The organism is Runella defluvii, from assembly GCF_014195535.1.
Taxonomy (GTDB): Bacteria; Bacteroidota; Bacteroidia; order Cytophagales; family Spirosomataceae; genus Runella; species Runella defluvii.
Map to the genome: position 1 here is coordinate 1 of NZ_JACIBY010000025.1, position 25,724 is coordinate 25,724.

The following is a 25,724-nucleotide window of genomic DNA, read 5'->3' on the forward strand; positions in this document are numbered from 1 at the left end:
CCATTCCAAATATTTACACAACTATTTTTGAAAATAATTTGCAACCGCCTAAAAACCAAACTATTACACCTACAAAAAAACACCCAACTCCTCACCAAAATATCGCAAAACGTGCTCGCACCACCTACTTTTTTTGATTTCAGGGCTAGAAGCCACTTTTTACCTTCTCCGAAATCTGCAAGTTATTCTTGGATAAGGTTTATAAATGGGGCAGATTAAAATGAAAGTATCTGCCCCATTTTCCTTTTATTCTGTTTTTAAGCTCTTAACTGGGTCTGCTAAGGCTGCTTTTATGGCCTGATAACTGATTGTAAGTAGTGCAATAAACATTGCTGACCCTCCTGCGACCAAGAAAATCCACCATTCTATTGTAATATGGTACGCAAATTCTTGCAACCACAGCCCCGTAGCCCACCACGCCAGAGGAAATGCAATACCGTTGGCAATTAATACCAACTTCAAAAAGTCTTTGGAAAGTAAGGCGGTGAGATTAACGACGCTTGCTCCAAGCACCTTTCGGACCCCAATTTCCTTGATTCGTTGCTCAGCGGTATAAGTAGCCAAACCAAACAACCCTAAGCAAGCAATAAAAATAGTAGCAAGGGCTGCCCAAATCAGCATGGTTTCGCGGCGGTGGTCATCGGCATAGAAGCGCGCCAATTGTTCATCCAAAAAATGGTACTCCAATAAATGCGCAGGATCAATTTTTGTCAAGGCGTCATTAATCTTGGCCAAAGTCGTCGGAATATCATTCCCCGTAACTCTTGACGTGAAGTAATCAATCGAATGCACGGGGTTGTTTTGATAAGCCAAAACCATAGGCGCTATTCTTTCACGCAGCGACTGAAAATGGAAGTCCTTTACTATACCTATTACGCGCGCGCGAAAGGTTTCTCTTGAATTAAGAAGACTGTAGCTTCCTCCCATCGAGCGTTCGGGGATTTCTACCAATTGCCCCACGGCTTCTTTTATGTTCAACATGTTGGCAGCAGTCTCATTTAAAATAATCGAAGTGGAATCGTTTGCGCCCATGAAATTGCGCCCGTTCACGACCTTTACTTCAAACGTAGTGGCAAAATCTTCATCCACTCCCAACAAATACGAAATCTTATGTTCGTCGCTATTCCCTTCTGGACGAATCTTAACGGTTGGGATATTTTTCCATTCCCCTGGCACCCGCGACATCACCGAGGTATTTTTCACCGTTGCAATCTTACTGATTTCATTCTTGATGGTTTGGGCATTTTTTCGGACATCGCCCGAATTTATATCCACCACCAACAGTAATTCTTTGGTAAACCCTAAGTCTTTGTTGCTGACGTATTGAATTTGTCGGAACAAGACAATTGTTCCAATAATCATTACGACCGAAATTGTAAACTGAAAAACCACCAATCCTTTGCGCAGCGACAAATCGCCTTTGTTTTGTAACTTGAGCGATTTCAAAAGTGCAAGCGGGCTGAAACGTGACAGCAAAAACGCTGGATAACTCCCCGAAATCAAACCCGTCAGCACCACCGCGGCAATCGTGTATAGCCAAATACGGTAATCGGAATGGAAGCCGAGCGAAAGCTGTTTTTCGGTAAAAGCATTGAAAGAGGGTAAAAAAAGATTGACAAACCCAATCGACAATGCGAAGGAAAGTAACGTTACGAGCAAGGACTCAAACAAAAACTGGTTAATCAAATGGCTGCGAAAAGCGCCGTTGGCCTTGCGAACACCAATTTCTTTAGAACGGTTGGACGCGCGCGCAGTCGTCAGGTTCATATAATTGATGCAGGCTATCAACAGGACAAATAGCGCTACTACCCCAAAAATCTTGATGTATAAAATACTGCCTTTCCCCGAACCTACACTGGTAGAACCTCTGGCAATATGGTCAGAATGCAGGCGCATATCAGTAAGGGGCTGCAACGAATAATCGGTCGTTGTCCCTACTTCAGGTTTATAATTGGCTGCCACCAAGGCATTCATTTTAGTACCCACGGCTTGCGGATGGGTATTTTCTTTTAGCAAAGCATACACCGTATAATCGTGTGATGACCAGTCAGACGCATTCGATTTCTGAAACTCGGCATCGTCGTTGAACGTACTTTCGGATAATAAAGACTCAAAATCGAAACTTGAATTACTCGGATGATTTTTAATGACGGCCGTGATTTTGAAAGGCTTTTCCGTAAAATCAAATCGAAGGGTTTTGCCAACAACATCGGTGCTATTAAATAGCTTTTTGGCAATTTCCTCCACAATTATGATTGAATTAGGCTCTTTGAGAGCCGTTTGCTTTTCTCCCGAAATTACCTCAAAATCAAATACCTTCATAAAATTCTCATCGGCCAAGTTGATGGTCAAATGAGTCTTATTTTTGGTTTCAGGATTCGACAGGTTATCGCGCCCAAAACTGGTCATGCGCGCTGTTGTTTCGACTTCTGGAATACTTTTCTTTGATTCTTCGGCTAATTTATAACTTACAGCCGCAACCGTAAGGTCATCGGTTTTGGTCTTTTTGTGTTCGAGAACTCGGTAAATACGCGACGCATTGCGGTGCTGTTGGTCAAAAGTTAGCTCATCGAACAAATACAAGCCAATAATCAAAAAACAAGTGATTCCGAATGTCAGGCCAGCCACATTGAGGGCCGTGTACAATTTGTGACGAGTAAGGGTACGAAATGCGATTTTTAGGTAGTTGCGTAACATAGTTGGGCTGTATAAATAGGTTGTTGGATACGGGTTGGGCTTCCGTTTGATGTTTGACCATCGAACGTACGTCAGGGCATCGCGCCAATAGCGTTGACGGGCGTTTGTTTCACCCAAACGTTGGCTACGGCGTTGATACCGTTCATGCAAATCGCCCATCACTTCCTCCCGCAAATGTGGTGCGAGCAGGCGACTAAGCCATTTGTCAATCCAAGCAGGCGGTTGATATTTCATGCTCTATTCCGTCTTCAATGATTTTATTGGATTCATCAGCGCAGCCCTGATGGCTTGGTAACTGACCGTCAGCAAGGCAATTGCGATAGCCCCCAAGCCTGCCGCCGCAAATATCCACCACGATAATTCGGTGCGGTACTCATAATGCTGTAGCCAATCGTTGAGCAAATAGTAGGAAATTGGCGCTGCGATGAAGCACGCAATCAACACCAGTAAGGCAAAATCTTTGGAAAGCATTTGCCAAAGCCCAGCTACACTAGCGCCCAACACTTTTCGGATGCCGATTTCTTTGATACGTTGCTCGGCAATAAACGAGGCTAATCCAAACAACCCTAAACACGAAATCAGTACCGCTAAAAGAGCAAAGAAGGCCGCGAGTTTGCCGATTCGTTCCTCGTCGCTGAACTTCCGACCATAGACTTCATCCACAAAACTATACTCAAACGGCGCTTCGGGATTGTATTTTTTGAATACGGCAGCCACCTTATCCAATGCCTTGCTTGTGCCCAATTGGGGAGAAAGTTTGAAGCTAATCGTGTTGACTGCGTTGTAATTAATGGTATAAAAAGCAGCGTTAACAGGCTCAAAAGGCGATTGTCGAATCATGTTTTTAATGACCCCGATTACTTTATATTCCTTACCACTTCGGACGATTTCGCCGATGGGGTTTTTGAAGCCCATTAGCTTCAATGCCGCTTCGTTGATAATCATAGCCGAAGAATCGGTAGAGAACTTTCTTGAAAAATCACGCCCCTCTATCACTTTCCAACCTACCGTTTTGCCAAAATCGTGGGTAACTTGATTCGCCATGAACAACGGTTGGGTATTCGGCGTTTTTCCTTTCCAAGAAATATTGGTGGTTCCTCCATACTGACCTGTAATAGAACCACCCGACTCCGCAAATTCGACTACTGCGCCCGTATTAAGCAAATCATTCCGCAAAGCGTCATAATGAGCGTAGAGTTCGGGCGTGTTCATGTTGATTTCTACCAAACTACTACACTCATAGCCCGAAGGACGGTCTTTAGCGTGTTGAATCTGCCGAAAAACGGTGATGATGCCAATAATTAACGTAACTGAAACCGTAAACTGAAAAACCACCAACACTTTGCGAGGAACGGAAGCAAATCTCGATGCTTTGAAAGTGCCTTTCAATACCTTAATCGGCTGAAAGGAAGACAGATAGAGTGCTGGATAACTGCCCGCAATCAACCCCGTAAGCAAGCTAAAACCTAACCCAAATAGCCAAAACCAAGGGTTAGCCCATAAAATGGAAACTCGTTTATCTGCGATTTCATTGAAAAAGGGTAGAGCGAGTTGCGCAAAAAGCAACGCCAACACAAATGCTACGAGGGTAATGACAAACGACTCACTCAAAAATTGAAAAATCAATTGGCCACGTACCGAACCAACCGACTTGCGAATGCCGACCTCTTTGGCTCGTTTTTCGGAACGGGCGGTGCTTAGGTTCATAAAATTGATGCAAGCCAATAGCAAAACAAACACCCCAATGGCACCAAAAAGCCAAACAAAGTAAACAATGCCACCCGCGTTTTTCCCATCTTTAAAATCGGTGTACAGATGCCATTGCTCCATCGGATGTAAGAAAAAGGCAGGTTTGTAGCCTGGCGGGTCTTTGCGTTTCATGCGAATATCCTTGATTTTGGCCGAAACTGCCTCCGCACTTGATCCTTCTTTTAATTGCGCAAATACCTGAAAGGAATTCTCATCCCATTCGTCCAACGCTCTTTTGACATACGCATCGTTGGCTACAAACAACTCCCAAGGTGCCAGGAAGAGTACGTCACGAAAGGCGCTGTTATACGGCAAGTCTTCATACACGCCTGTCACTTTCACGTCAGTTTTGTTGCCCATCCTGATAATTTTATTCAGCGGATTTTCGGTACCGAAAAATGCTTTTGCCACCGACTCAGAAAGGAAAATTGTGTGGACGTCTTTCAATCCGTCAGCGCTACCCGCCAACATCTTGAAAGACATCATATCCACAAAGGCTGGTTGTACATAATTGCCACTTTTTGTCAATTTTTTATCACCTGCCGCCAGAATCACGTCACGGGTGTAAGTGGAAAGGCTGGTCGCCTGAAAATCAGGGTACTTGCTGCGCAACTCCTCCGCCATTGGAATGGGGACAGAGTTGTACGAAGAAATCGTCCCGTCAAAATTCACAAACTGCCATACTTGGGCGATTCGATCGTAGTTTTTGTGGCTTTTATTGAACGATAATTCGTCCCAAACCCACAGGCCAATCAGCATCGCCACGGCCATTCCCGTAGCGAGCCCAAAGATGTTGATAAAGGAGTAACCTTTGTTTTTCAACAGGTTACGAAAAGCGATTTTGAAATAATTGCGTAACATAGTAGGGCTGTATGTATAGGTTGTTGGATACGGATTGGGCTTCCGTTTGATGTTTGACCATCGAACGTACGTCAGAGCATCGCGCCAATAGCGTTGACGGGCGTTCATTTCACCCAAACGTTGGCTGCGGCGTTGATACCGTTCGTGCAAATCACCCATGATTTCCTCCCGAAGGTGTGGAGCCACCAAGCGATGCAGAAACTCATCGAGCCTCGGAAAAGGGCTTCTATTTTTTAGTGTTTTCATTGTGGCCAAAGCATTAGCTCCATTTTAAAGTCACTTGAGGCACAATGCGCTCCCAAAGTCGGTTTCGGACTTGGCGTACGTCGTTCAGGACTCTTCCACCCAGAGCAGTTACCGTGAATAAGCGCTTACGCCGCCCGCCGCGTTCGGCAGTAGCTTCGCCCAAAAGCGAAGTCACGTAGCCTTTTTGTTCGAGCCGCTGCAACGCGGCATGAACCGCCCCCGTACTGACGGTTTGTCCCGTTTCTTGTTCCAATTCTTCGGCAACAGACACCGAGTAGGCATGGGGGGCAAGAACGGCTACGGTCAAGAGCACCACCTCTTCAAATTCACCTAAATCACTTCTTCGCATGCGTAATTTTTATTTCATCTATTTCTGTATATAAAATACCTTGCCAAGAAAAAAAGCACCGATTTTGATGTAAAATCGGTGCTTCGTTTAGATTGAATTGTCCAAAAACGGACAGTTTCCAGTACGTCAACGGACAGTCTGTTTACCGTTTGGGGTTTACTGTTTGAGGTTTAGGGTTTAGTTTTTTGGGCTTATACTTTGCTTTTTGCCCTTTGCAAACTTGCCCTTTGGAGTTTTGCCTTTTTCGGTTCATGCTTTGCTTTCTACAAATTTGCCACTTGCAAACTTGCCCACTTTTTCGCCCTTTGCGGTTTAAAATTTTACATTTTTCGGTTCATTCTTTTGCCCTACTCCGTCTTCAACGCCTCAACGGGATCGGCCAAAGCGGCTTTGGCACTACGGAAACTGAGGGTAAGAAACGCAATTAGCACCGTCAAGAGTCCTGCCAAGGTCGGGATAAGCCAGTTCACTTCGATGCGATAGGCAAAATCGGCCAACCACTCATTCATTAAGTACCAAGCCGCAGGCGTAGCCAGTACAATAGCGACCAAAATGGGTTTTAAAAAGTCGATGGAAAGGAGCTGTACAATGCTTGCGACCGAAGCTCCGAGCACCTTCCGAACGCCAATTTCTTTGGTGCGCCGAGCCACGACCAACAAAACGAGGCCGTACAATCCCAAACATCCGATGAGAATGGCAACGACCGAAAAAACACTCGCCAACCGAACCGTCAATTGTTCGGTTTCGTAAAATTTTGCCAATTGTTCATCAAGGTATTCGTAGCTAAACACCTCATTTGGATAGATTTTTTGCCACGTTTGCCGAACGTGATTAAGGGTTTTGGAGGGAGAAGCTGCCGCAACCCGTACGCCTACTTTTCGATAACGGGCAGTTTGGGTGGAAATCACACAAGGTTCAATCTGTTCGCGTAATGAGCGTAAATGAAAATCTTTGACCACTCCCACCACGGGCGCAGCGACGGGCGACAAGTACGTTTCTATTTTATGGCCTAGTATGTCGTTGGGGTCTTTGATGTTTAGTTTTTTGAGCAACGCCTCGTTGACCACATATTCCCGAATGGTATCCGACGGCGCGACGTTCCTTCCTGCTACCAATTGCAGCCCGTAGGTTTTGAGGTAATCGGCATCCCCCAATCGTTCTCGTATCGGAAAAGCTTCCCATTGAGCACGGTTGTCAAATTTGAACGAGCCACCGTTCATGACCGAAGCCGACGGTGGACGATACGCCGCACTTACCGACTGTATTTCGGGGTATTGAAGCAAGGAATTTTTAAACGCCGTGAGGGCTGTTGGGGAAGGGTCAGGTAGGTTGACGACCAATACGTTGTCTTTTTTAAAACCCAAATCCGATTGCTCCACGTACTTCATTTGCCTCGTCACGACCATTGTACCAATAAGTAAAGCTTGACAAATGGCAAATTGCACCACAATCATCGACTGCCGCAGGGACAAACCTCCCTTTTTCGGCAGAACTCCTTTCCCTTTTAACGCCTGCCAGGGGCTAAAGCCCGACATCATAAACGCAGGATACCCACCCGCCAATCCAATGATACCAACCAAAAGTACCGTCAGTAATAGCGTCGCTTGGGCATTGAGGGTAAAAGTCAAATTCAATCCTAACCATTGATTAACAAAAGGTAAAATTAACACGACTAAAAGCCCAGCCCCAATCGCCGCCGTCGTCACAATCAGCGCGGTTTCTAGCAAAAATTGGCGCATTACTTGCCATTTGCTACTTCCCAACGTTTTGCGGATGCCAATTTCTTTGGCCCGACTCAACGACTGCGCCGTGGCTAAGTTGATAAAATTGAGGCAGGCAATTAGAATCAAAAACGCGCCAATCCACCCCAGCGACCACAACAACGAGCGCTGAATCAATGCCCCACCCGTTCGTTTTACATCGAAATGCACCTCCGACAACGGTTGAATGTGAAACTGGAAAACCGAGGCATCTTTGCCATAGTGTTTTTGAGCAAGCGCAGGAAAGGCCGCTGCCACCTGAGCCGCTGAGCTTGGGTTTTTGAGCGTAAGATAAACGCGGTCAGTAGAGTTGAGTGCCCACCAATCGTTCAGGTTTTGGTCGGGAAGTAGATGCGAGAACGTGCCCATCGAAATAAACAACTGCACATCGTTATTGGTCGTACGTGGAGGGTCGGCTAAAACGCCAGTCACTTTTACTTTGGTCAAGTGATTCAAATCCAACACTTTACCGATGGGGTCTTCGTTACCAAAGTATTTTTTTGCCCAAGTTTCGGTAAGTACTACGGTATTGGGTTCTCGAAGAGATGTCTTAGGGTTTCCTTTAAGCCACTGATAATCAAAAACATCAAACCATTCTGATTCAATCAAAGCACCCGTATTTTGTTCTAAAAAACGTTGAGAACTCCCGTTTTTAGAGCTGGGAAAGCTCACAGTCAGCTCACGCAATGTTTTCAGCGAAGTCGCTTGCTCTACTTGCGAAAACTCGTCGCGAAGCACCTTGGCCATGGGGAGAGGAGCCTCGGGGTAGGTTTCTACGGAGCCATCTTCTAAATGCAAATCTACCACAATCCGAAAAATGCGGTCGAATTTTTGATGGTGACGGTCGGTACTGAGGTGATACGAAATGAAAAGAAAAATCAGGATTCCCCCCGCCATTCCGACGGTGAGTCCCAAGACGTTAAGCGTAGTGTACGTCCGATAATGGCGGAGGTTACGCAGAGCGATGGTGAGGTAATTTTTGAGCATAAAATAGCAGTGGCGTTATTTTATCTCGAAATTACTCAGAACCTTCTACAGACGACCGTTAAAAAATGTTAAGTGTTTTTGTAAGTCCTTCCAAGTTTTGAAAACGGGGACGCCCAGTCGGGGACGCCCAGTCTTGGAAGGACTTGTCTCCCCTACTCTGCTTTCAGCGACTTGACAGGATTGCCCAAGGCCGCTTTGATGGATTGAAAACTGACGGTGAAAAAGGCGATTAGAATCGACAATGCCGCCGCAATCACAAACGTCCAAACGCTGATGTCGATGCGGTATGGATAATTTTCGAGCCACTCTTTGATGGCGTAATAGGCCACAGGAAAGGCAAAAACAAACGACAAACTGACCAGTTTTAGAAAATCTGCCGAAAGTAGCGTCGTGATACTTGCTACTGACGCGCCCAATACTTTGCGGATACCGATTTCTTTGGTGCGTCGCTCGGCCGAAAGGGTAGCCAAACCGAAAAGACCAATGCACGAGATAAAAATCGTCAAAATCGCGCCAAAGAGCATGATTTGTTTCCATTTGGCTTCTGATTCGTAGCGTTTTTCGTTTTCTTCATCCATAAATTTGTACTCGTACGGATTCGTTGGGAAGAGTTTTTTGTACGTTTTGGCAAGATGGCTTAGGCTCGCCGTTTCGCTTCCTTCTTTGATTTTGATGAACACTTTTCCGTACTGATTCCCTGGCTTCATCGTAAACAGCTGTGGACTTATTTTGGCGTTAAGTGACTCAAAGTGAAAGTCTTTCACCACACCAACTACTTTGTATTTTTCGCCTTCATTGTACCAAAAATCTACCACTTGCCCCAACGGGTTTGTCCAACCTGCTTTTTTCACAAAAGTCTCATTGACCAATATCGACGAAGTAGAATCTGAATTAAACTCCGCCGAAAAATTACGCCCTTTGATAATCGGGATTTGTAACAACGGAAAGTAGGTGGCATCGACCGTTTCATAGGCAAAATTTATTTCGGTTTGGCCGTTTACTTTGGCAACTGTGTACCAGTTTCCGCCGTTTTTAGGGGCTACGTCTCGTATATTTTGGTTTTTCAGTAATTCATCTTTAAAAACCTTCGCTTCATTCCGACTCAAACCCGACTTGTTCACCATCACAATGCCTTTGTCGTTGTAGCCTAAATCTTTGTTAGTCAAATAGTTGAATTGAGAATAAATAGTAAGCGTTGCAATGATTAAAAACGAAGCCAACGCAAATTGCAACACCACCAAGCCTTTTTGAAGGTAGTTTTTGCCCGAAAGGTTGAATCGGCTGTAAAGCGTTTGAACAGGGTTATAATTGGATAATACCAACGCAGGATAAAAGCCCGCCAAAAGGCCCGTAGCAGCAAACAAAGCGAAATACCCTGCAATCAACTTAGCATCAAACAAATACGAAAATGCCAGTGCTTTATTGGAAAGCTCATTGAAGGTTGGTAACACCATTTGTACCAACAATAGCGCAAATCCAAAGGCCAAAAAGCACAGAATAAACGACTCACCCAAAAACTGCATCATCAACTGCGCACGGCCTCCACCCACAACCTTGCGTACCCCAATTTCTTTAGCCCGTTTGAGCGAGCGCGCCACTGTCAGGTTCACGAAGTTGATGCACGCAATGAGTAAAATAAACAACGCAATGCCCGAAAGGATGTACGAAAACATCGGATTGCTGCCGTCCACCAAGCCGTTTTGGGCAGGCATATCTTTATTAAGGTGCATATCCGTAAAAGGCTGCAACATATATTTCATTTTACTCTGAGGACCAAACCGCTTTACTTCTTCTTCCATCGCTTGTTTGGCATCCTTTTCAAAAATGCGGTTCATGGTGGCCTCTACTTTTTTGAGGTTGGCATTAGGCTCAAGCACGACAAACGTATTTTGGAAAAAATTAAACCAATTACCTTCATTGGCCATGTCTTCTTTGCTTACCACATAGGGAAAAAGAAAATCAAACTTGATTGAAGAATTTTGGGGGCATTTTTTAGCAATTCCCGTCACGGTATAGGGTTCAAACTCTTTTGAATCTCCGTTAGAATTTCGCACCAAGAGGATTTTTCCTAAAGCGTTGGTGGTTCCAAACTGCTTTTCGGCCATTTCTTCTGAAAGCACTACAGATTTGGGTTCTCTTAACGCCGTAGCAGGATTTCCGCTGACAAGCGGGAACGAAAACAACGCGAAGAAACTGCTATCGGCATGAAATGATTCAAAACTTTTGACTTCTGTTCCCACTTTGATATCACTTCGATCGCTTTGGTAACGCACCGACATTTTGATTTCGGGAACACCCGCCGCAAATTTAGGTCCTTGCAAATACCCCGTATGGGTGTTGTACGATTGAAAAGCCCCCGCAGGTGTAAACTGTTTGCTCGTAATGCGGTAGATGTGGGGGTTGTTGGCGTGAAATCGATCAAAACTTACTTCGTCTTTGGTATAAAGCATGATTAACATGGCCGCCGCCAAGCCAATACTTAGCCCAATGACGTTGATGGACGAATACACCTTGTTGTGCGCCAAGGTACGAAAGGCGATGGTAAAGTAATTGCGTAACATAGATGGCTGAATTAAAAAAGGGTTATGGTAAGCTTGTTTTCTTTCACGACGACGGACAAAAGGAGGCAATACCGATGCGACATTGAGCAAATAACGCCACGTAGCTTGGCCTTTGCCTGCACGCTCGTACCAGTAGGCGTATAGTTCCTCCAAATCCCCTTCCACTTCTTCGAGGGTATCTTCGGGATGCAACCACCTCAAGACGCGGTTGGCCCACTGAGGCGGATGAAGTTCGTTGGTTTTCATAGGCTGTTCAATTGCAATTTAGTCGGTGGTAGGAGTTGCCAAAGTTGTTGGCGCAGTTGTTGGATTTCCTGCAACGCACGATTTCCCAGCGCCGTTACGTGAAAAAGGCGCTTGCGCCGCCCACCGCGTTCGTTCGTCGCACCACCGAGTTCGGAACCGACAAAGCCCTTTTCTTCCAGTCGAATGAGCGTATTGTGCACCGTTCCAAAGGTCACCACCCGCCCCGTGTGCTCTTCCAACGCCTGACTGACCGTGACGCCATACGCCTCTCCATCGAGAATGGCTACCATCAGCAAAACGACTTCCTCAAATTCGCCTAAATAGGTTCGACGCATGGGTATTATGATTAGTTTATATTTTATCGTACAAATCCGTGCCAGAAAATAAAAAGGAACTGTTTCAAAAGTCTCATAGTACCAAATTATCTTTTGCACCTATTCAACCTCTCCCCCTAAATCCCCCTCTCCTTTCAGTAGAGGGGGACTTTTTAAGCCCTTCTCCAGAAAGGAGAAGGGTTGGGATGAGGTTAAAAACAAAGGAAATTTGGCAATAAAGGCTTTTGAAACAGCTTCTTTTTTAAAACCTTAGAAATTAAAACGTGTCCGCAAACGGACAACCGTTGTCCTGCGGTGGACAATCAATTTATTCCGATTTCAACGATTTCACAGGATTGGCCAAAGCTGCCCGAATGGCTTGAAAAGCAACTGATACAAGGGCAATGGCCAAGGCAAAAAACGAAGCCAACCCCAAATACCACCACTGTAACTCTACTCGGTAAGCAAAAGATTGAAGTAATTTTTTCCCCAACCAGTACGAGATAGGCAGTGCAATAAAAAGGGAAATAGTGACCAATTTCATAAAATCGGCAGAAAGCAAAGCCGTAATGTTAGCAACACTCGCTCCTAAGGTTTTGCGGATACCGATTTCCTTGGTACGTTGTTTGGCCACCAACGAAATCAACCCAAAAATCCCCGCACAGGCCGTCAAAATGGCAATCAACGTAACAAAACCTGTCATTTGTAAAATGTTGCTAATTGATTCATACACTTTATTTACTTCTTCATCAAGGTAAAAATGGTCTAAACCGCGTCGGGCAGGAATCTTTTTAAAACGCGCTTCAAGTTGGCTCACCAGCTCTTTGCCTTTTGCTTCGTCGGTCAGGCGCACCGTCAGGTAGCTCGAAAGTTGTTGTTTTCCACCGTACCAATGCAACAACGGCTCTACTTCGTCTTTCAGGCTTTGGTAATGAAAATCTTTCGTTACCCCAATCACCGTATAAACCGCATCATTGTTGTTTTGGCGAATGCGTTTTCCCACGGCCGTCTGCCACCCAAACGCTTTCATGGCGGCTTCGTTGATGACCACTGCGTTATTGGCCGAGTCAGCCGAGTTGTCACGAAAACCGCGCCCTTCAATCATCGGGATTTTGAGGGTTTCAAAATACTTTTCGCCCCCACTCACGTGCCGAAGGCCAATTTTCTTGGCGTCGTTTCCTTCGGGATAATAGCTGTTGAAGTTTTGCCAATACCGCATCGGTACCACCTGCGAAGTCGTAAACGAAACTACGTTGGGATTTTGGCGTAATTGATCCAAAATCACGCGTCCTTCTGATACCGCCGTGGTTTCATTTTTATACGACAAATCGGTTTGAAACACCAATACATTTTTTCGGTCAAAACCAAGGTCAGCGTTTTTCATAAAACTCACCTGCTGACGAAGCCCAATCGTTCCGACAATAAGCACCACCGCCAACGCAAACTGAAGTACAATAAGGCTGTTTTGGCGCAAACGACCTTGGCGCGGGTCGGCCGATAGTTTTCCTTTGACAGCATCGGGGGTATTGAGGCTCATCAAATAACGCGCAGGATACGTACCTGCAATGAACGTCACCAACATGGTAATGCCAACAATGGTCAGAACCGTCGGGTAGTCTTGCGTCCAAGAAATGTGTAATTGCATGTTTTGTTTACGCAGCTCATTGAACGACGGAATCAAATAATAGACCGCGAACCCAGTCGCCAACACCAGTGAAAGCAACATCACAAGGCCAGATTCTGTCCAAAACTGCCGCAACACAATTCCCCTACTCGCCCCTACCACTTGTCGCACAGCCACTTCTTTGACCCGAGGCAAGGCCGCCGCCATGTTGAGGTTAATGAGGTTGATACTAATAATGAGCAACAGAAAAACGGCGATGCCCACCGCGCCATAAATCAAGTTTTTAAACGTTGGATTTTGGTCGTGAATGTAGTGGGTAAATGCGCTTAGGTGTAAGGTTTGTTTTTGAGAATCGGGCGAAAAATGGGTTTTGACCAACGTTGGCAACTTGGCTTCTAGGGCCGCTTTATTGGCCCCTTTTTTGAGTATCACAAACACATTGGCAAATGTATTGTACCAATCGGCGCTTTCCTTAAACGAAGGTTGCTGTTCCAAAATCGCTATCGGTAGCAACGCTTCAAATTGCTGCGACGAATTGGCAGGTAGTTCGGCCAATACGCCCGACACTTTCATGGGGAGTGTATCGTCGAGCACGATGGTTTTTCCAACGGGATTGCCCTCGCCAAAAAGATGCAAAGCGTTTTTTTCGCCAATCACTAACGAATTCCTGTCGCGCAAGGCAGTGGCTGCGTTTCCGTATTTGAGTGGAAAACTGAAAACGTCAAAAAAGGTAGAATCAACAAACAGCGAACGAGGTTGTACATCTTTGGTTGCGTGGTGCATCCACGGCCAATACCACGACTGAACATGGGTTCCTGTTTCGATTTCGGGGTAGTCTTTCAGCAATTGCCCCAAAATAGGATAGACGGTGTTGGTGTGCGTTTTACCTCCCGATTCCGTTTGAACATAAAAAAGACGGTCGGATTTTTCGTGAAAAGCATCGAACATGAGGCTTTTTTGGGCAAACAATACCAACACCACTACACAAGCCATCCCGATGGACATCCCGAGTAAGTTAATACCCGTAAAAAGGCGGTTTTTCCAAAGATTCCGCAAGGCGATTTTTAGGTGATTACGTAACATATTGGGGTTGTTTTTATTCCGATTTCAACGATTTTATGGGATTCGCCATCGCAGCCCTAATTGACTGATAACTAACCGTTAACAGGGTGATTGCCAAAGCTCCTAGCGTAGCCATCGCAAAAATCCACCACGAAATTTCGGTATGGTATTTGTAATCCTGCAACCAGTCGTTGAGATAATAATAAGCAATCGGAATGGCAATCAGGCACGAAATAATCACCAATACAACAAAGTCTTTGGAAAGCATTCCCCACAAGTTGAATACGGAAGCACCAAGCACTTTGCGAACGCCAATTTCTTTGGTGCGCTGCTCCGCCACAAACGACGCCAATCCAAACAACCCTAAACACGAGATAAAAACGGCCAACAAAGCAAAAATGGCGGCAAGTTTACCAATGCGCTCTTCCGATTGGAATTTTTTACCAAACTCTTGGTCGGCAAATTTATAATCGAACGGAGCGGCGGGAAGGTGTTTTTTGAACGTCGCTTCAATCATCGCCACCGACTCGGAGGCACTACGCGCGGGATTGAGTTTCATCGTCATCCAATTCACGTTTTCGTAGTTCATAAAATAAATAGTTTGCTTTACGGGTTCGTAAGGCGACTGCATGAGCATGTCTTTAATGACCCCAACAATGGTAAAATGCCCCGCATCTTTTCCTTGTCCCCACTGTACTACCTTGCCCACAGGGTTTTGGATTCCCATAAATTTTATGGCGGCTTCGTTGATGACAATCGCCATTGTATCGGTTGAGAAACTCCGAGAGAAATCGCGGCCTTCTTTAAATTTCCACCCTACTGTTTTACCAAAATCGTGCGTGACCCATATCGTTGCAAATTCAGCTTGCAGACTAGGATCTTTGCCTTTCCACTCAAACCCGCCGTTGTTTGACCAAACTGCCGTCAATGGACTCGACGATTCGGCCATTTCGACAATTGCGCCTTGTTTTTTCAACTCCGTACGAAGCAAATCATATTTCCCATAAAAATCGGGCGACATCATCTGCATCATAATCAGGCCGTTGTTGTCGTACCCCATGGGGCGGTCTTTGGTATGCTGAATCTGACGATAGACAATCAACGTTCCGATAATCAGCGTGATAGATACCGTAAATTGTACGACCACCAACACCTGACGCGGCACCGAAGCAAAGCGCCCCGCCCTAAAAGTACCTTTGAGCACTTTCACGGGCTGAAACGACGACAAATACAGGGCGGGATAACTTCCAGCCAACACCCCCGTGAGGACAATAAAACCTACGCTCACCAGCCAAAATACGGGTTCGGCCCACGGGAAGACCATTTTTTTATCAGTAATTTCGTTGAACAACGGCAAAACAGCCAACGTAAGTAGCACCGCTCCCAGAAAAGCAAAAATTACCACCAAAAACGATTCACTGAAAAATTGATTGATTAGCTGCGCGCGAATCGAGCCTACCGCTTTGCGAATTCCTACCTCTTTGGCCCGTTTTTCGGAACGTGCGGTGCTTAGGTTCATAAAATTGATACAAGCCAACAGCAACACAAACAGCCCCACAATAGCAAACAACCATACGTATTGAATAAAACCACCCGTTTGTACCCCTGCTTCCCAATTAGAGCGCAAATGCCAGTTGCTCATCGGGTGTAGAAAAATCTCCGCCTTAAATTTCTTTTCTTCCGCACTTACTTTGTCCAACTTCGTGTTTTTGATTTTAGCGCTTAGCTTGTCCATATCAGCATGGTCAGCAATTTGGGCAAAAAGCTGAAAGGAATTGTTATCCCACTGCCCTTCGTCGAGCGCGCGTTGTACCCATTTTTGCGAAGAAACGTAGAGTTTCCACGGGGCAATAAACGTGAGGTCACGGAATTGGCTATTGTGCGGCAGGTCTTCATACACTCCCGTAACTTTTACGTCCAACTTATTATCAATCCGCATCAGTTTGCCCATGGGGTCGGATGTACCAAAGAGTGATTTTGCCGTAGAAGCCGACAGAAGCACCGAATTCAATTCTTTCAATCCGTCATGATTTCCTTTGAGCATTTTCAACGAAAGCATTCGAGGCATATCCACATCTATGTAGTTGCCCGGGCGTGTAATCTTGGTTTCGCCATACGTCAAAATACGGTCTCCTTGCCAAGTAGCCATGGCCAAATGCTTAAAATCAGTACCGTATTTTGTGCGCAACTCTGCCTCTAATGGCATTGGAATAGCATTTCCTGTTCCCTTATTGCCATTGAAAGTTTGGTGCTGCATCACCTGCGCAAGGCGGTCGTAGTGTTGGTGATACTTATCGTACGACAATTCGTCGTAAATCCACAAGCCAATCATCATGGCCACAGCCATGCCGACGGCCAACCCACCAATATTGATGGCCGAATACCCCGCGTTTTTGGTGAGGTTTCGAAAAGCGACTTTTAAATAATTACGTAACATAGAAGGGCTGTATAAAAAGGTGAATGGATAGGGATTTGGTTTCCGTTTCAAAGCAAAAGGACGAATAAAACTCAAGACGTTCAGCACGTACTGCTGTCGGGCTATTTTTACGCCAAACAGCGCCACCTGCCGCTCGAATCGCTCATGCAAATCCCCTTGAACCTCTTCCAATAGGTGAGGCGCACAGAAAAATTCGAGCAGGCGTTCGGCCCAACGGGGCGGCTGGTTTTGCATAGAATGATTGTATTGTAAAATGGGATGGAATTGTAGAGACGTTGTATACAACGTCTCTACAGGGGATTATTCCGATTTCAACGTCGTCACAGGATTGACCAAAGCAGCCTTTAGGGTCTGATAGCTGACTGTAAACATAGAAATAGCTACAATCGCGATGCCCGCAACGGCAAAACTCTCCCAACCCACCTCGGTGCGATACACAAAACCTTCGAGCCATTTATTCATCGCATAATACGACAGCGGAGAGGCGATGAGGAGCGCAATCAAAACGGGTTTTAGAAACTCTTTGGAAAGCAACGTCGTGATACTGACCACACTGGCCCCTAGCACTTTCCGAACGCCGATTTCTTTGGTACGCTGCTCGGCGGTAAACATGGCCAGCCCAAACAACCCCAAACAACTGAGAAGAATGGCAATCAGCGTAAACGAATTGATAATTTTACGGAGCGTTTTTTCTTCTGAATACTGCTTTTGAAGGTCTTCGTCCAAAAACGAATATTGCAACGGTACAGTCGGGATGAGTTTTTTCCAGATTTTTTCCACGTTGGCAAACAGGCTTTCATAATTCTCGGCTTGCACGTCGAGAACCATGTACTCAGGTTGCGAACTGTAATGCGTCATCACGGGTGTCATTTCGTCCTTGAGCGAATTGTTGATGTACGTTTTATGTACCCCAATGACGTTGTAGGCTTCGATATTATCTCCCGTCCCCGTGAACACCTGCGTACCCACGGCCGTCTCCACCGTCAAATTCAAGTCTTTTACACTTTTCTCGCTCAAAATCACTTGGTTATTGGTATCAGCTGGCGTGAAGTTTCGGCCTGCAATGAGCTTGATGCCAAGGGTTTTGAAAAAGCCTTCGTCAACGACGTTGTTTTTGATTAAAACGCCTTTGTCCATGGTTCCCCCCGACTTGAAGACTAGCATGTCCTGCAAAAACTGCTGCGAAGGATAATACCGTACTCCTCCAATATTTTTAATCTGATGTTGGGTCAATAATTCGTTTTTCAGCGCCGTGAAGTGCTTTTGAGCATTTTCGTTGGACAACGACACCACGACTTTTTGTTTTTTGTCAAAACCCAAATCTTTGTTTTGCATAAAATCCAATTGCTTCGAAATCACCAACACTCCGATAATGAGCACAATGGCAATCGAGAACTGAAAAACAACCAAGCCTTTGCGAAGAACCACCGAAGCGGGATTGAATTTAAACGTTCCTTTCAACACACTTACGGGTTTGAAACTTGATAAATAAATGGCAGGATAAATGCCCGCCAACAAGCCCGTCGCCAACGCTACCAGCACCGTTATGAATAAAATATCAAGGTTTTGGGTAATAGTAAGCGCTAACGTACTGTCAGTAAGCGAGTTTAGAAATGGCAAAAGGAGCTTAACAATCGGCAAAGCCAAGAAAATAGAGATAAAAGCAATCAGCATCGACTCACCCAAAAACTGCCCAATCAACACCGACCTAAAGGCTCCAACGGCTTTTCTAACGCCCACTTCTTTGGCGCGGCGCACCGAGCGGGCCGTGGTTAGGTTGACAAAATTGATGCAAGCAATCAGTTGAATAAAAGCCGCGATGGTCAATAAAATGTACAAAAACGAAATATCAGACACTTTATCCGTTTGGTTCGTTATGCCTTTTGAATACAGGTGAATATCCGTTACTTTTTGCAGCAAAACCGTTTTTTTCATCCCCAACTCCGCAATTCTTTTTCCACCATAACGCTGCAAAAGCGCAGGCATTTTGGCGTTTACACTTTCGGGATTGACGTTGGGTTTGAGCTTTACGTACGAATAAATAAAGTTATTGCCGCCCCATTCGGTGTTATTTCGGGCAAACTCCCCAAGCCCACCGCTGTTTAGGCTGACCAAAAAGCTGGGTCGAAGGTGCGATTTGCCAAAACTATCGTCATATACCCCCGTCACGGTGAGGGTAGTGGTATTGAGATTGTTCCCAACTTTGATGCGTTTGTTGATGGCTTTTTCTTGGCCAAAAAGCTTTTCAGCAATCGTCTTTGAAAGCACCACGGTATAGGGTGCATCCAACGAGTGTTCTGGCGCCCCTTCTACAAATTGGTAAGTGAAGACGTTGAAAAACGTTGAATCCACCAAAAAGCCTTTGTCGTCAATGAATGTTTCGGTTTTTCCTTCTACCCCCAAAAGGTTATTTTTTGCGGTAAAGAAATTGAGCACCCGCGTATATTCCACCACTTCGGGAAAGTCCTTTTTCATGGTAGGCGCGATGATGGGCGAACTCGTGCCGCTGTTGAACATGGGCTGATCGCCACCGTTGTGTAAAATGTTTGTTTGGAGTCGGTAAATGTTCTCGGCGTCTTTGTGGTAGTTGTCGTAGCCAAATTGGTCTTTGACGTACAACAAAATATACAAACAGCACACCGTCCCGACGGTTAGGCCGAGAATATTGAGCGAGCTGAACATCTTGTGGCGAACAAGATTCCGAAAAGCGATTTTGAGATAATTGATTAACATGGTTGGGCTGTATAAAAAAGTGGTTGAAAACTCGGTTTTTTTACGTTTGAGGGCAAAAGGGCGAATAAAACTCAGGACATTCCATACATACTGACGGCGCGCGATTTTCGCCCCAAACAGGGCTAGTTGTCGCTGATAACGCTCATGTAAGTCACCTTGCACTTCTTCCAAAAGGTCAGGCGCACAAAAGAATTCGAGCAGGCGTTCGGCCCAGCGGGGTGGATTTGTATTCATGGTCAATTTTTTAAAAAGCAAGTAGGCAAGGGGCAAGTTTGCGAGTTTGCCTCTTGCAGATTTGCAAACTTGCCTGCCTCATATCGCCATTCCAAAAGTTGGCAATGATTGAGGTGCAATCGAATCCCACAAACGATTTCGTTGTTCGCGCACTTCCTGTAAGGTTTTACTCCCCAGCACAGTCACACTAAACAGGCGCTTACGGCGCCCGCCACGTTCGGCAGTTGCATCCCCCATTTTCGACGATAGCATTCCTTTTTCTTCAAGCCGATGCAAGGCCGCATGTACCGCGCTAATGCTCACATTTCGTCCCGTTTGTCGGTCTAGCTCGTCGGTGATTGCTATCCCGTAGGCTCCTTCACCGAGAATAGCCACGGTCAAGAGTACCACTTCTTCAAACTCGCCTAAGTACGTTCGTTTCATAGTTGACTATCGTTATTTCAAAAGGAGGTGGCGTATTACTTCAACTTTTGTAGAATTAATACTTCTAAAAAAGGCTCAACCTCAAAACCAAGGTTGAACCTTCTTCAAACACCCGAGGCTATTTTTTTAAGCCCAATTCTTGTTCTATTTTTTCAATGATGTTTTTGCGTTCTTTTTCCGATTTATCAGCGGCATTGATTGTCCGTTCGTAAATCACCTCTTCACCGTCTTTATTAAAACGGTAACGCATAAAAAGCTCGCCCGTTTCCGAGTTATATTTTACCTCTTTTTCAAACCCATCTTTCAACGGTTTGGGCGTAGTGTGACCACTGCGTTCATACCCATCCGAATACGTTACCCCTGGAAACGGTGCAGGCGGCGTTGGGGGAGTAGGAGGTGTTGGCGGAGTAGGAGGCGTAGGAGGAGTAGGAGGAGTAGGCGGTGTGGGGGGCGTTGGCGGTACCGGAGGCGTCGGGGATTGAATTCCCAATGAATCCAGCACATGATTGCGCAATTCTTTTCGTTCGGTTTTGCTCAAATGCGCCACGTCGAAGGTGCGGTCATACTGAATCGCCCGCCCGTCAATCGTTCCTTTGACCCGTATTGACATCGTTTGGCCATTGTCGTCAATACTGCTACTGATAGAGCGGTGTTGAGCTACGGCCATTGAACTCACAAATAATAAACCAACGATTGATAAGGTTTTCATAGCAGGAAAGGGTTAATCGGTTTTCAATGATTTTACAGGATTCATCAACGCGGCACGAATGGCCTGAGAACTCACGGTTAGCAGGGCGATAAAAACCGCCACAATGGCCGCCAACGCAAAATACCACCACTCGATTTCGATGCGATAGGCGTATTTTTCGAGCCAGCCTTTTAAGAAATACCACGCAATAGGAAAGGCAATGAACGTAGCCACCAATACCAATTTGATAAACTCCGCCGACAGCATACCTACCAAGTTGGTCACGCTGGCTCCGAGCACTTTTCGCACGCCAATTTCTTTGGTTCGTTGTTCGGCAGTAAAAGCGGCCAGCCCAAACAACCCTAAACACGAAATAAAAATGGCCAAAAAGGCAAAGAAATTCGACAATTGATTGACCACCTCTTCGCTTTTGTATTGTTTGGCGTATTCTTGGTCGGTAAACGAATATTTGAACGGGAAACTCGGATTAAACTTCTTGAATGTTTTTTCAAGGTTCGCCAATGCCTCCTTGGTTTTGCCAGCATCTGCCCTCACAATCACTACCCCCCAATTTTCGGTTTTGGGTTGTAAGCGTAAAATCAGGGGTTCGATGGTTGAGTGCAACGAGTTGTAGTGAAAATCTTTCATCAGGCCCACGATGGTTCCCTTGCGTCCCCACATAGTCATTTCTTTACCAACGGGGTCTTTATATCCCATTTTTTTGGCACTTGCTTCGTTGATGATGTAGTTGGTCGTATCCATGCCGTATTGCTCACCAAAATCACGCCCGCCCACCAGCTTAATGCCCATGGTTTGGATATAATCGTACGAAATGGCATTTTGGGCAAACAACAATAACTGAGTCGTGTCTTTGCCTGGCCACGTAACGCCTTGGGTAGAAGAGCCGACTTCCAACGGATTGGACTGCGAAAGCGTGACGTGCTTTATGCCCGTCTGCCTTTGAAGTTCTTGTTTGAACGAAGAGAAATTTGTTTGTAAATCCCCTTCCAACGGCATATATACCAAGTTTTCGCGGTCGTATCCCGAATTTTTGGTTTGCAGATAATCCAGTTGTTCGTGCACAATCACCATGCCCACAATGAGCATAATCGACAACGCAAACTGAAATACCACCAAGCCCTTACGGAAATAAGTAGCGCTCGGTTTAAACTTCAACGAACCTTTGAGCACTACTACAGGGTTGAGCGACGACATAAAAAGCGCAGGGTAACTACCCGCTACTAAGCCCGTGAACACCGTCAAACCCAGCAAAGTGGCTAAAATGCGCGGGTCGGTAAAGTTGAGCGTCAGTTCTTTTTCGGTCAGAAGATTAAACGTTGGCAATAACAAAAAGACCAACACAATCGAAATCAGCAACGACAACGACGTAATCAGGATGGCTTCTCCCATAAACTGCCCCACCAAAACACCCTTGACAGCCCCAATTACTTTCCGAACGCCTACTTCTTTGGCCCGTTTGACGGAGCGTGCCGTTGCCAAATTCATAAAATTGATGCAGGCAATGAGCAAAATAACGATGGCTACAATTGAGAAAATACGCACGTATTCGATGCGCCCACCGTCTTGCTTTCCCGAATCCCATTTTGAATATAAGTACGATTCTGGAAAAGACTGCAAGAACAATTCTACGTTGCTGTCTTTGTTTTTGGTTTTGATGTAGCCTTTAATTTTGGCGTTTACTTTCTCCAAAGAAGCGTTTTTGGCCAACAACACATAACAGCGTGGCCCATTGTTCCCCCACTCTTTCGACCACGCGTTGGTTTTTTGCCAACGATCGTAGCTCATCAAAAAATCAAACTGTATCGAGTTATTTTTGGGAAGTTCTTTGAGCACTCCCGTTACCATCACCGCATCTTTGTTGTCCACCTTGATGATTTTGCCGATGGGGTCTTGGTTGGGAAAATACTTTTGGGCTAACTTTTTTGAAATCACCACGCCATCAGGACGTTTGAGGGCTGTTTTGGCGTCGCCTTTTTCCAATGGGAAACTAAACAAACGCAAAAAATCGCCTTGCACATAACGCCCTTTTTCTTTGTCAAAGGTATTTCCTACGGTAAAGAGCGGCTGTTCTTCCCACAAAAACTGGCTTGCCATTTCTATTTCGGGGATGTCTTTGGTGATGTTTTCAGCCAAAATCCCTGGCGTGGACGCGTACGTTTCAATTTTTCCAGAATAGTACTGATTTTCCATCACCCGATAAAGGCGAGCGCCGTTGGCGTGAAAACCATCCATGTTTATTTCGTCTTGCACCCAAAGCATAATCATCAGGCTGCAAGCCATACCAAGGGCCAACCCCATGATATTAATAAACGAATAAACCTTGTTTTTGAGCAGATTGCGGAATGCAATCGTGAAGTAACTTCGTATCATAGCTGTATGGGTAAAAGGCAATAGAAAGGGCAAAGAATTGTAGAAACTCAGTGCCCTTTACGTAAAAAATAGAATGGGATAGGAATACGTGATTAAACGCGCATTTTCTCGGTAACTACCTTACCATCAAACAAATTAACGATACGGTGTGCAAATCCAGCATCGTACGGAGAGTGCGTTACCATGACGATACTCGTTCCTTCGTCGTTGAGTTGGATGAGGAGTTTCATTACCTCTTCGCCGTTAGCAGAGTCGAGGTTACCCGTAGGCTCATCGGCCAAAATTAGTTTGGGTTTGGCAACGACCGCCCGCGCAATCGCCGTACGCTGTTGTTGCCCCCCCGATAGTTGTTGAGGGAAGTGATTGCGACGGTGCATGATGTTCATGCGGGTCAATACGGTTTCGACCATCTCTTTGCGTTCGTTGGCAGGTACTTTTAAGTAAAGCAACGGAAGCTCAACGTTTTCATACACCGTAAGTTCGTCGATAAGGTTAAAGCTTTGGAACACAAATCCGATGTTTCCTTTGCGTAGTTGTGCCCGTTGGCGCTCCGACAACGTAGCTACTTCGGTTCCGTGGAAGTCATAGCTCCCTCCCGAAGGATTGTCGAGCAAGCCCACTATATTTAGTAATGTAGATTTTCCACAGCCTGATGGCCCCATGATGGCCACAAACTCGCCATCTTTTACTTCCAAGTCTATTCCGTTCAGGGCTGTAGTTTCAACTTCTTCAGTTGAGAAGATTTTTTGAAGGTTGGTTATTTTGATCATGTCAAGCCCCCTAACCCCCAATGGGGGAACGCCAGGGTCAGCGGTTTTGTGTGTTTATGTTTTTTTTGAAATAATTGGCTGCTTAAGCCCCCATCGGACGGTACGCCAGCGAGGTTTGGGGCTTGTTATTACTTCATTTCTAATACTTCCTTATCACCAAAGTTAGCATACGAGCTGGTGATTACTTTCTCGCCTGGCTGTAAACCTTCGAGTACTTCGTAGAACTCTGGGTTTTTGCGACCAAGGGTGATGTTGCGTTTGCTTGCACGCTTGCCGCTGTTGTCTAAAACATACACCCAGTTTCCACCTGTATCGGAGAAGAACCCACCGACTGGTAACAACATCGCTTTTTCGGCCTTACCCAAGTCCAAACGAATCGGGGTCGATTGCCCACGTTTGATGCCTTCTGGTGCTCCTTTTGGGAAACTCATATCTACTTCAAAACGGCCATTGCGTACTTCTGGATAAATGCGCGTGATTTGGAGGTTATGCTCTTTACCGTTGAAATCAAAATGTCCCATTAACCCCACAAAAATCCGTGAAATATAGTGTTCGTCAATCGCTACGCGCATTTTAAAACCGTCCAAGTCATCAATTTGGCCAATGTTTTGTCCTTGGCTAATGTTGGATCCTACTTCCACATCAATCGACGACAACATCCCGCTTACGGGCGCTTTTACCACCAAGTTGTCGAGGGTCTGACGCCACAGCTCTACGTTTTTCTGCGTGCGCACTAAGGTTCCCTCCAACTGCGTAATCTGCATTTTGGCGTTTTCTTCTTGGTAGTTTTGCGACTCCGTTTCAATGTCACGTTGCTTTACCAACAATTCATAATCGCGTTTCGACTTCAAAAAGTCAGATTCGGGAATGACCTTGTCTTTGAACAACTTTTGGTTACGGTCATAAATATCTTTGGCTTGGTCAATTTTGAAATCGAGTTCATTGAGCGTACGACGCATGTTGAATCGGTTGACGCGCAACTGTTGACGCGTATTCTGAAGGTCGTTGACCAATCGGCTCGCTTCGGTTTCCGATTGCAAGAAGTTCAACTTCAAGTTTTGGTTTTCAAGGCGCAAAAGCACTTGGCCTTGGCTTACCATACTACCACCTTCTACTATTTTTTCTTTCACGTATCCGCCCACAATCGCGTCAAGGCGAATCGTTTTGAGCGGCTGAATTACCCCCGTCACCACAATAAACTCATCGAACGAACCCGTTGAAACGCTTGATACCGTCAGTTTATCGGCTTCTACGTTGAGTTTTGAACGTTTATCTGAAAAGAATACTTGGTATCCGATGAAGGCGATGATGGCGCCGCCGCCTACCACCAAAATGATACGCTGTGTATTCCAAAATTTCTTTTTCCGAACGCGATCCATTGATCCTTGTGTACTGTTGTTTGAAGTTTGGTTGCTAAGTGGATGTTTGACTTCCATGGGTGCATTTGTTAATTCTGATGAATTTAAAAATTTTTAAAACAATGATGGCTGTTAAAAACAACGCCTTGTCTGGCTCACGGTTCTCTAACCTAAACTAAAATCCTTCAATTGTATGTGTTCTTATGGCTGTATGAGTACTGTACCTCTCTTTAT

At 45.5% G+C, this 25,724-nt stretch carries 14 protein-coding genes; all 14 read right to left on the reverse strand.

Annotated elements, in window-relative coordinates; all coding sequences use genetic code 11:
* Nucleotides 1–246 precede the first annotated feature (246 nt).
* Nucleotides 247–2,931, reverse strand: coding sequence for an ABC transporter permease (locus tag FHS57_RS29750; protein WP_183980136.1), 2,685 nt, complete (start codon nt 2,929–2,931; stop codon nt 247–249).
* A gap of 3 nt (nt 2,932–2,934) precedes the next feature.
* Nucleotides 2,935–5,553, reverse strand: a complete 2,619-nt coding sequence (locus FHS57_RS29755; RefSeq protein WP_183980139.1) for an ABC transporter permease — start codon at nt 5,551–5,553, stop codon at nt 2,935–2,937.
* A gap of 13 nt (nt 5,554–5,566) precedes the next feature.
* Nucleotides 5,567–5,902, reverse strand: a complete 336-nt coding sequence (locus FHS57_RS29760; RefSeq protein ID WP_183980141.1) for a PadR family transcriptional regulator — start codon at nt 5,900–5,902, stop codon at nt 5,567–5,569.
* Between the two features lie 347 nt (nt 5,903–6,249).
* A complete protein-coding gene (locus FHS57_RS29765; protein ID WP_183980143.1) occupies nt 6,250–8,649 on the reverse strand; it encodes an ABC transporter permease in 2,400 nt (799 codons plus the stop codon).
* A gap of 152 nt (nt 8,650–8,801) precedes the next feature.
* The gene (locus FHS57_RS29770; RefSeq protein ID WP_183980145.1) at nt 8,802–11,456 is read right to left on the reverse strand and encodes an ABC transporter permease; all 2,655 of its coding nucleotides are present in this window, start codon (nt 11,454–11,456) and stop codon (nt 8,802–8,804) included.
* Nucleotides 11,453–11,791 (reverse strand): PadR family transcriptional regulator, encoded by a 339-nt coding sequence (locus tag FHS57_RS29775; protein ID WP_028523024.1) that lies wholly within the window; start codon nt 11,789–11,791, stop codon nt 11,453–11,455. The genes FHS57_RS29770 and FHS57_RS29775 overlap by 4 nt, the downstream gene beginning before the upstream one ends.
* Before the next feature lie 307 nt (nt 11,792–12,098).
* Nucleotides 12,099–14,477 carry an ABC transporter permease gene (locus tag FHS57_RS29780; RefSeq protein WP_183980147.1) on the reverse strand — a complete coding sequence of 793 codons (2,379 nt, stop codon included), beginning with the start codon at nt 14,475–14,477 and terminating at the stop codon, nt 12,099–12,101.
* A gap of 13 nt (nt 14,478–14,490) precedes the next feature.
* Nucleotides 14,491–17,127 carry an ABC transporter permease gene (locus FHS57_RS29785; protein ID WP_221225769.1) on the reverse strand — a complete coding sequence of 879 codons (2,637 nt, stop codon included), beginning with the start codon at nt 17,125–17,127 and terminating at the stop codon, nt 14,491–14,493.
* Nucleotides 17,128–17,193: 66 nt separating this feature from the next.
* Nucleotides 17,194–19,860: an ABC transporter permease gene (locus tag FHS57_RS29790; RefSeq protein WP_183980149.1), complete on the reverse strand. Its 2,667-nt coding sequence runs from the start codon at nt 19,858–19,860 to the stop codon at nt 17,194–17,196.
* A gap of 78 nt (nt 19,861–19,938) precedes the next feature.
* Nucleotides 19,939–20,283: a PadR family transcriptional regulator gene (locus FHS57_RS29795; RefSeq protein WP_183980151.1), complete on the reverse strand. Its 345-nt coding sequence runs from the start codon at nt 20,281–20,283 to the stop codon at nt 19,939–19,941.
* Nucleotides 20,284–20,401: 118 nt separating this feature from the next.
* On the reverse strand, nt 20,402–20,992 hold the full coding sequence (locus tag FHS57_RS29800; protein WP_183980153.1) for a hypothetical protein: 591 nt from the start codon (nt 20,990–20,992) through the stop codon (nt 20,402–20,404).
* 12 nt (nt 20,993–21,004) lie between these two features.
* Nucleotides 21,005–23,362 (reverse strand): ABC transporter permease, encoded by a 2,358-nt coding sequence (locus tag FHS57_RS29805; protein ID WP_183980155.1) that lies wholly within the window; start codon nt 23,360–23,362, stop codon nt 21,005–21,007.
* A 92-nt stretch (nt 23,363–23,454) separates the two neighbouring features.
* Nucleotides 23,455–24,132, reverse strand: a complete 678-nt coding sequence (locus tag FHS57_RS29810) for an ABC transporter ATP-binding protein (RefSeq protein WP_028523031.1) — start codon at nt 24,130–24,132, stop codon at nt 23,455–23,457.
* Between the two features lie 128 nt (nt 24,133–24,260).
* Entirely contained in the window at nt 24,261–25,511 is a 1,251-nt protein-coding gene (locus tag FHS57_RS29815) for an efflux RND transporter periplasmic adaptor subunit (RefSeq protein WP_183980215.1), read from the reverse strand.
* Nucleotides 25,512–25,724 lie beyond the last annotated feature (213 nt).

Bases quoted from the DNA above. Each gene is read 5' to 3' on its own strand.
- FHS57_RS29785 (WP_221225769.1), bottom strand. From the start codon at position 17,127: ATGCAAAACCAGCCGCCCCGTTGGGCCGAACGCCTGCTCGAATTTTTC.
- FHS57_RS29815 (WP_183980215.1), bottom strand. From the start codon at position 25,511: ATGGATCGCGTTCGGAAAAAGAAATTTTGGAATACACAGCGTATCATT.
- FHS57_RS29810 (WP_028523031.1), bottom strand. From the start codon at position 24,132: ATGATCAAAATAACCAACCTTCAAAAAATCTTCTCAACTGAAGAAGTT.
- FHS57_RS29800 (WP_183980153.1), bottom strand. From the start codon at position 20,992: ATGAAAACCTTATCAATCGTTGGTTTATTATTTGTGAGTTCAATGGCC.
- FHS57_RS29750 (WP_183980136.1), bottom strand. From the start codon at position 2,931: ATGAAATATCAACCGCCTGCTTGGATTGACAAATGGCTTAGTCGCCTG.
- FHS57_RS29765 (WP_183980143.1), bottom strand. From the start codon at position 8,649: ATGCTCAAAAATTACCTCACCATCGCTCTGCGTAACCTCCGCCATTAT.
- FHS57_RS29780 (WP_183980147.1), bottom strand. From the start codon at position 14,477: ATGTTACGTAATCACCTAAAAATCGCCTTGCGGAATCTTTGGAAAAAC.
- FHS57_RS29760 (WP_183980141.1), bottom strand. From the start codon at position 5,902: ATGCGAAGAAGTGATTTAGGTGAATTTGAAGAGGTGGTGCTCTTGACC.
- FHS57_RS29755 (WP_183980139.1), bottom strand. From the start codon at position 5,553: ATGAAAACACTAAAAAATAGAAGCCCTTTTCCGAGGCTCGATGAGTTT.
- FHS57_RS29790 (WP_183980149.1), bottom strand. From the start codon at position 19,860: ATGAATACAAATCCACCCCGCTGGGCCGAACGCCTGCTCGAATTCTTT.
- FHS57_RS29770 (WP_183980145.1), bottom strand. From the start codon at position 11,456: ATGAAAACCAACGAACTTCATCCGCCTCAGTGGGCCAACCGCGTCTTG.
- FHS57_RS29795 (WP_183980151.1), bottom strand. From the start codon at position 20,283: ATGAAACGAACGTACTTAGGCGAGTTTGAAGAAGTGGTACTCTTGACC.
- FHS57_RS29805 (WP_183980155.1), bottom strand. From the start codon at position 23,362: ATGATACGAAGTTACTTCACGATTGCATTCCGCAATCTGCTCAAAAAC.
- FHS57_RS29775 (WP_028523024.1), bottom strand. From the start codon at position 11,791: ATGCGTCGAACCTATTTAGGCGAATTTGAGGAAGTCGTTTTGCTGATG.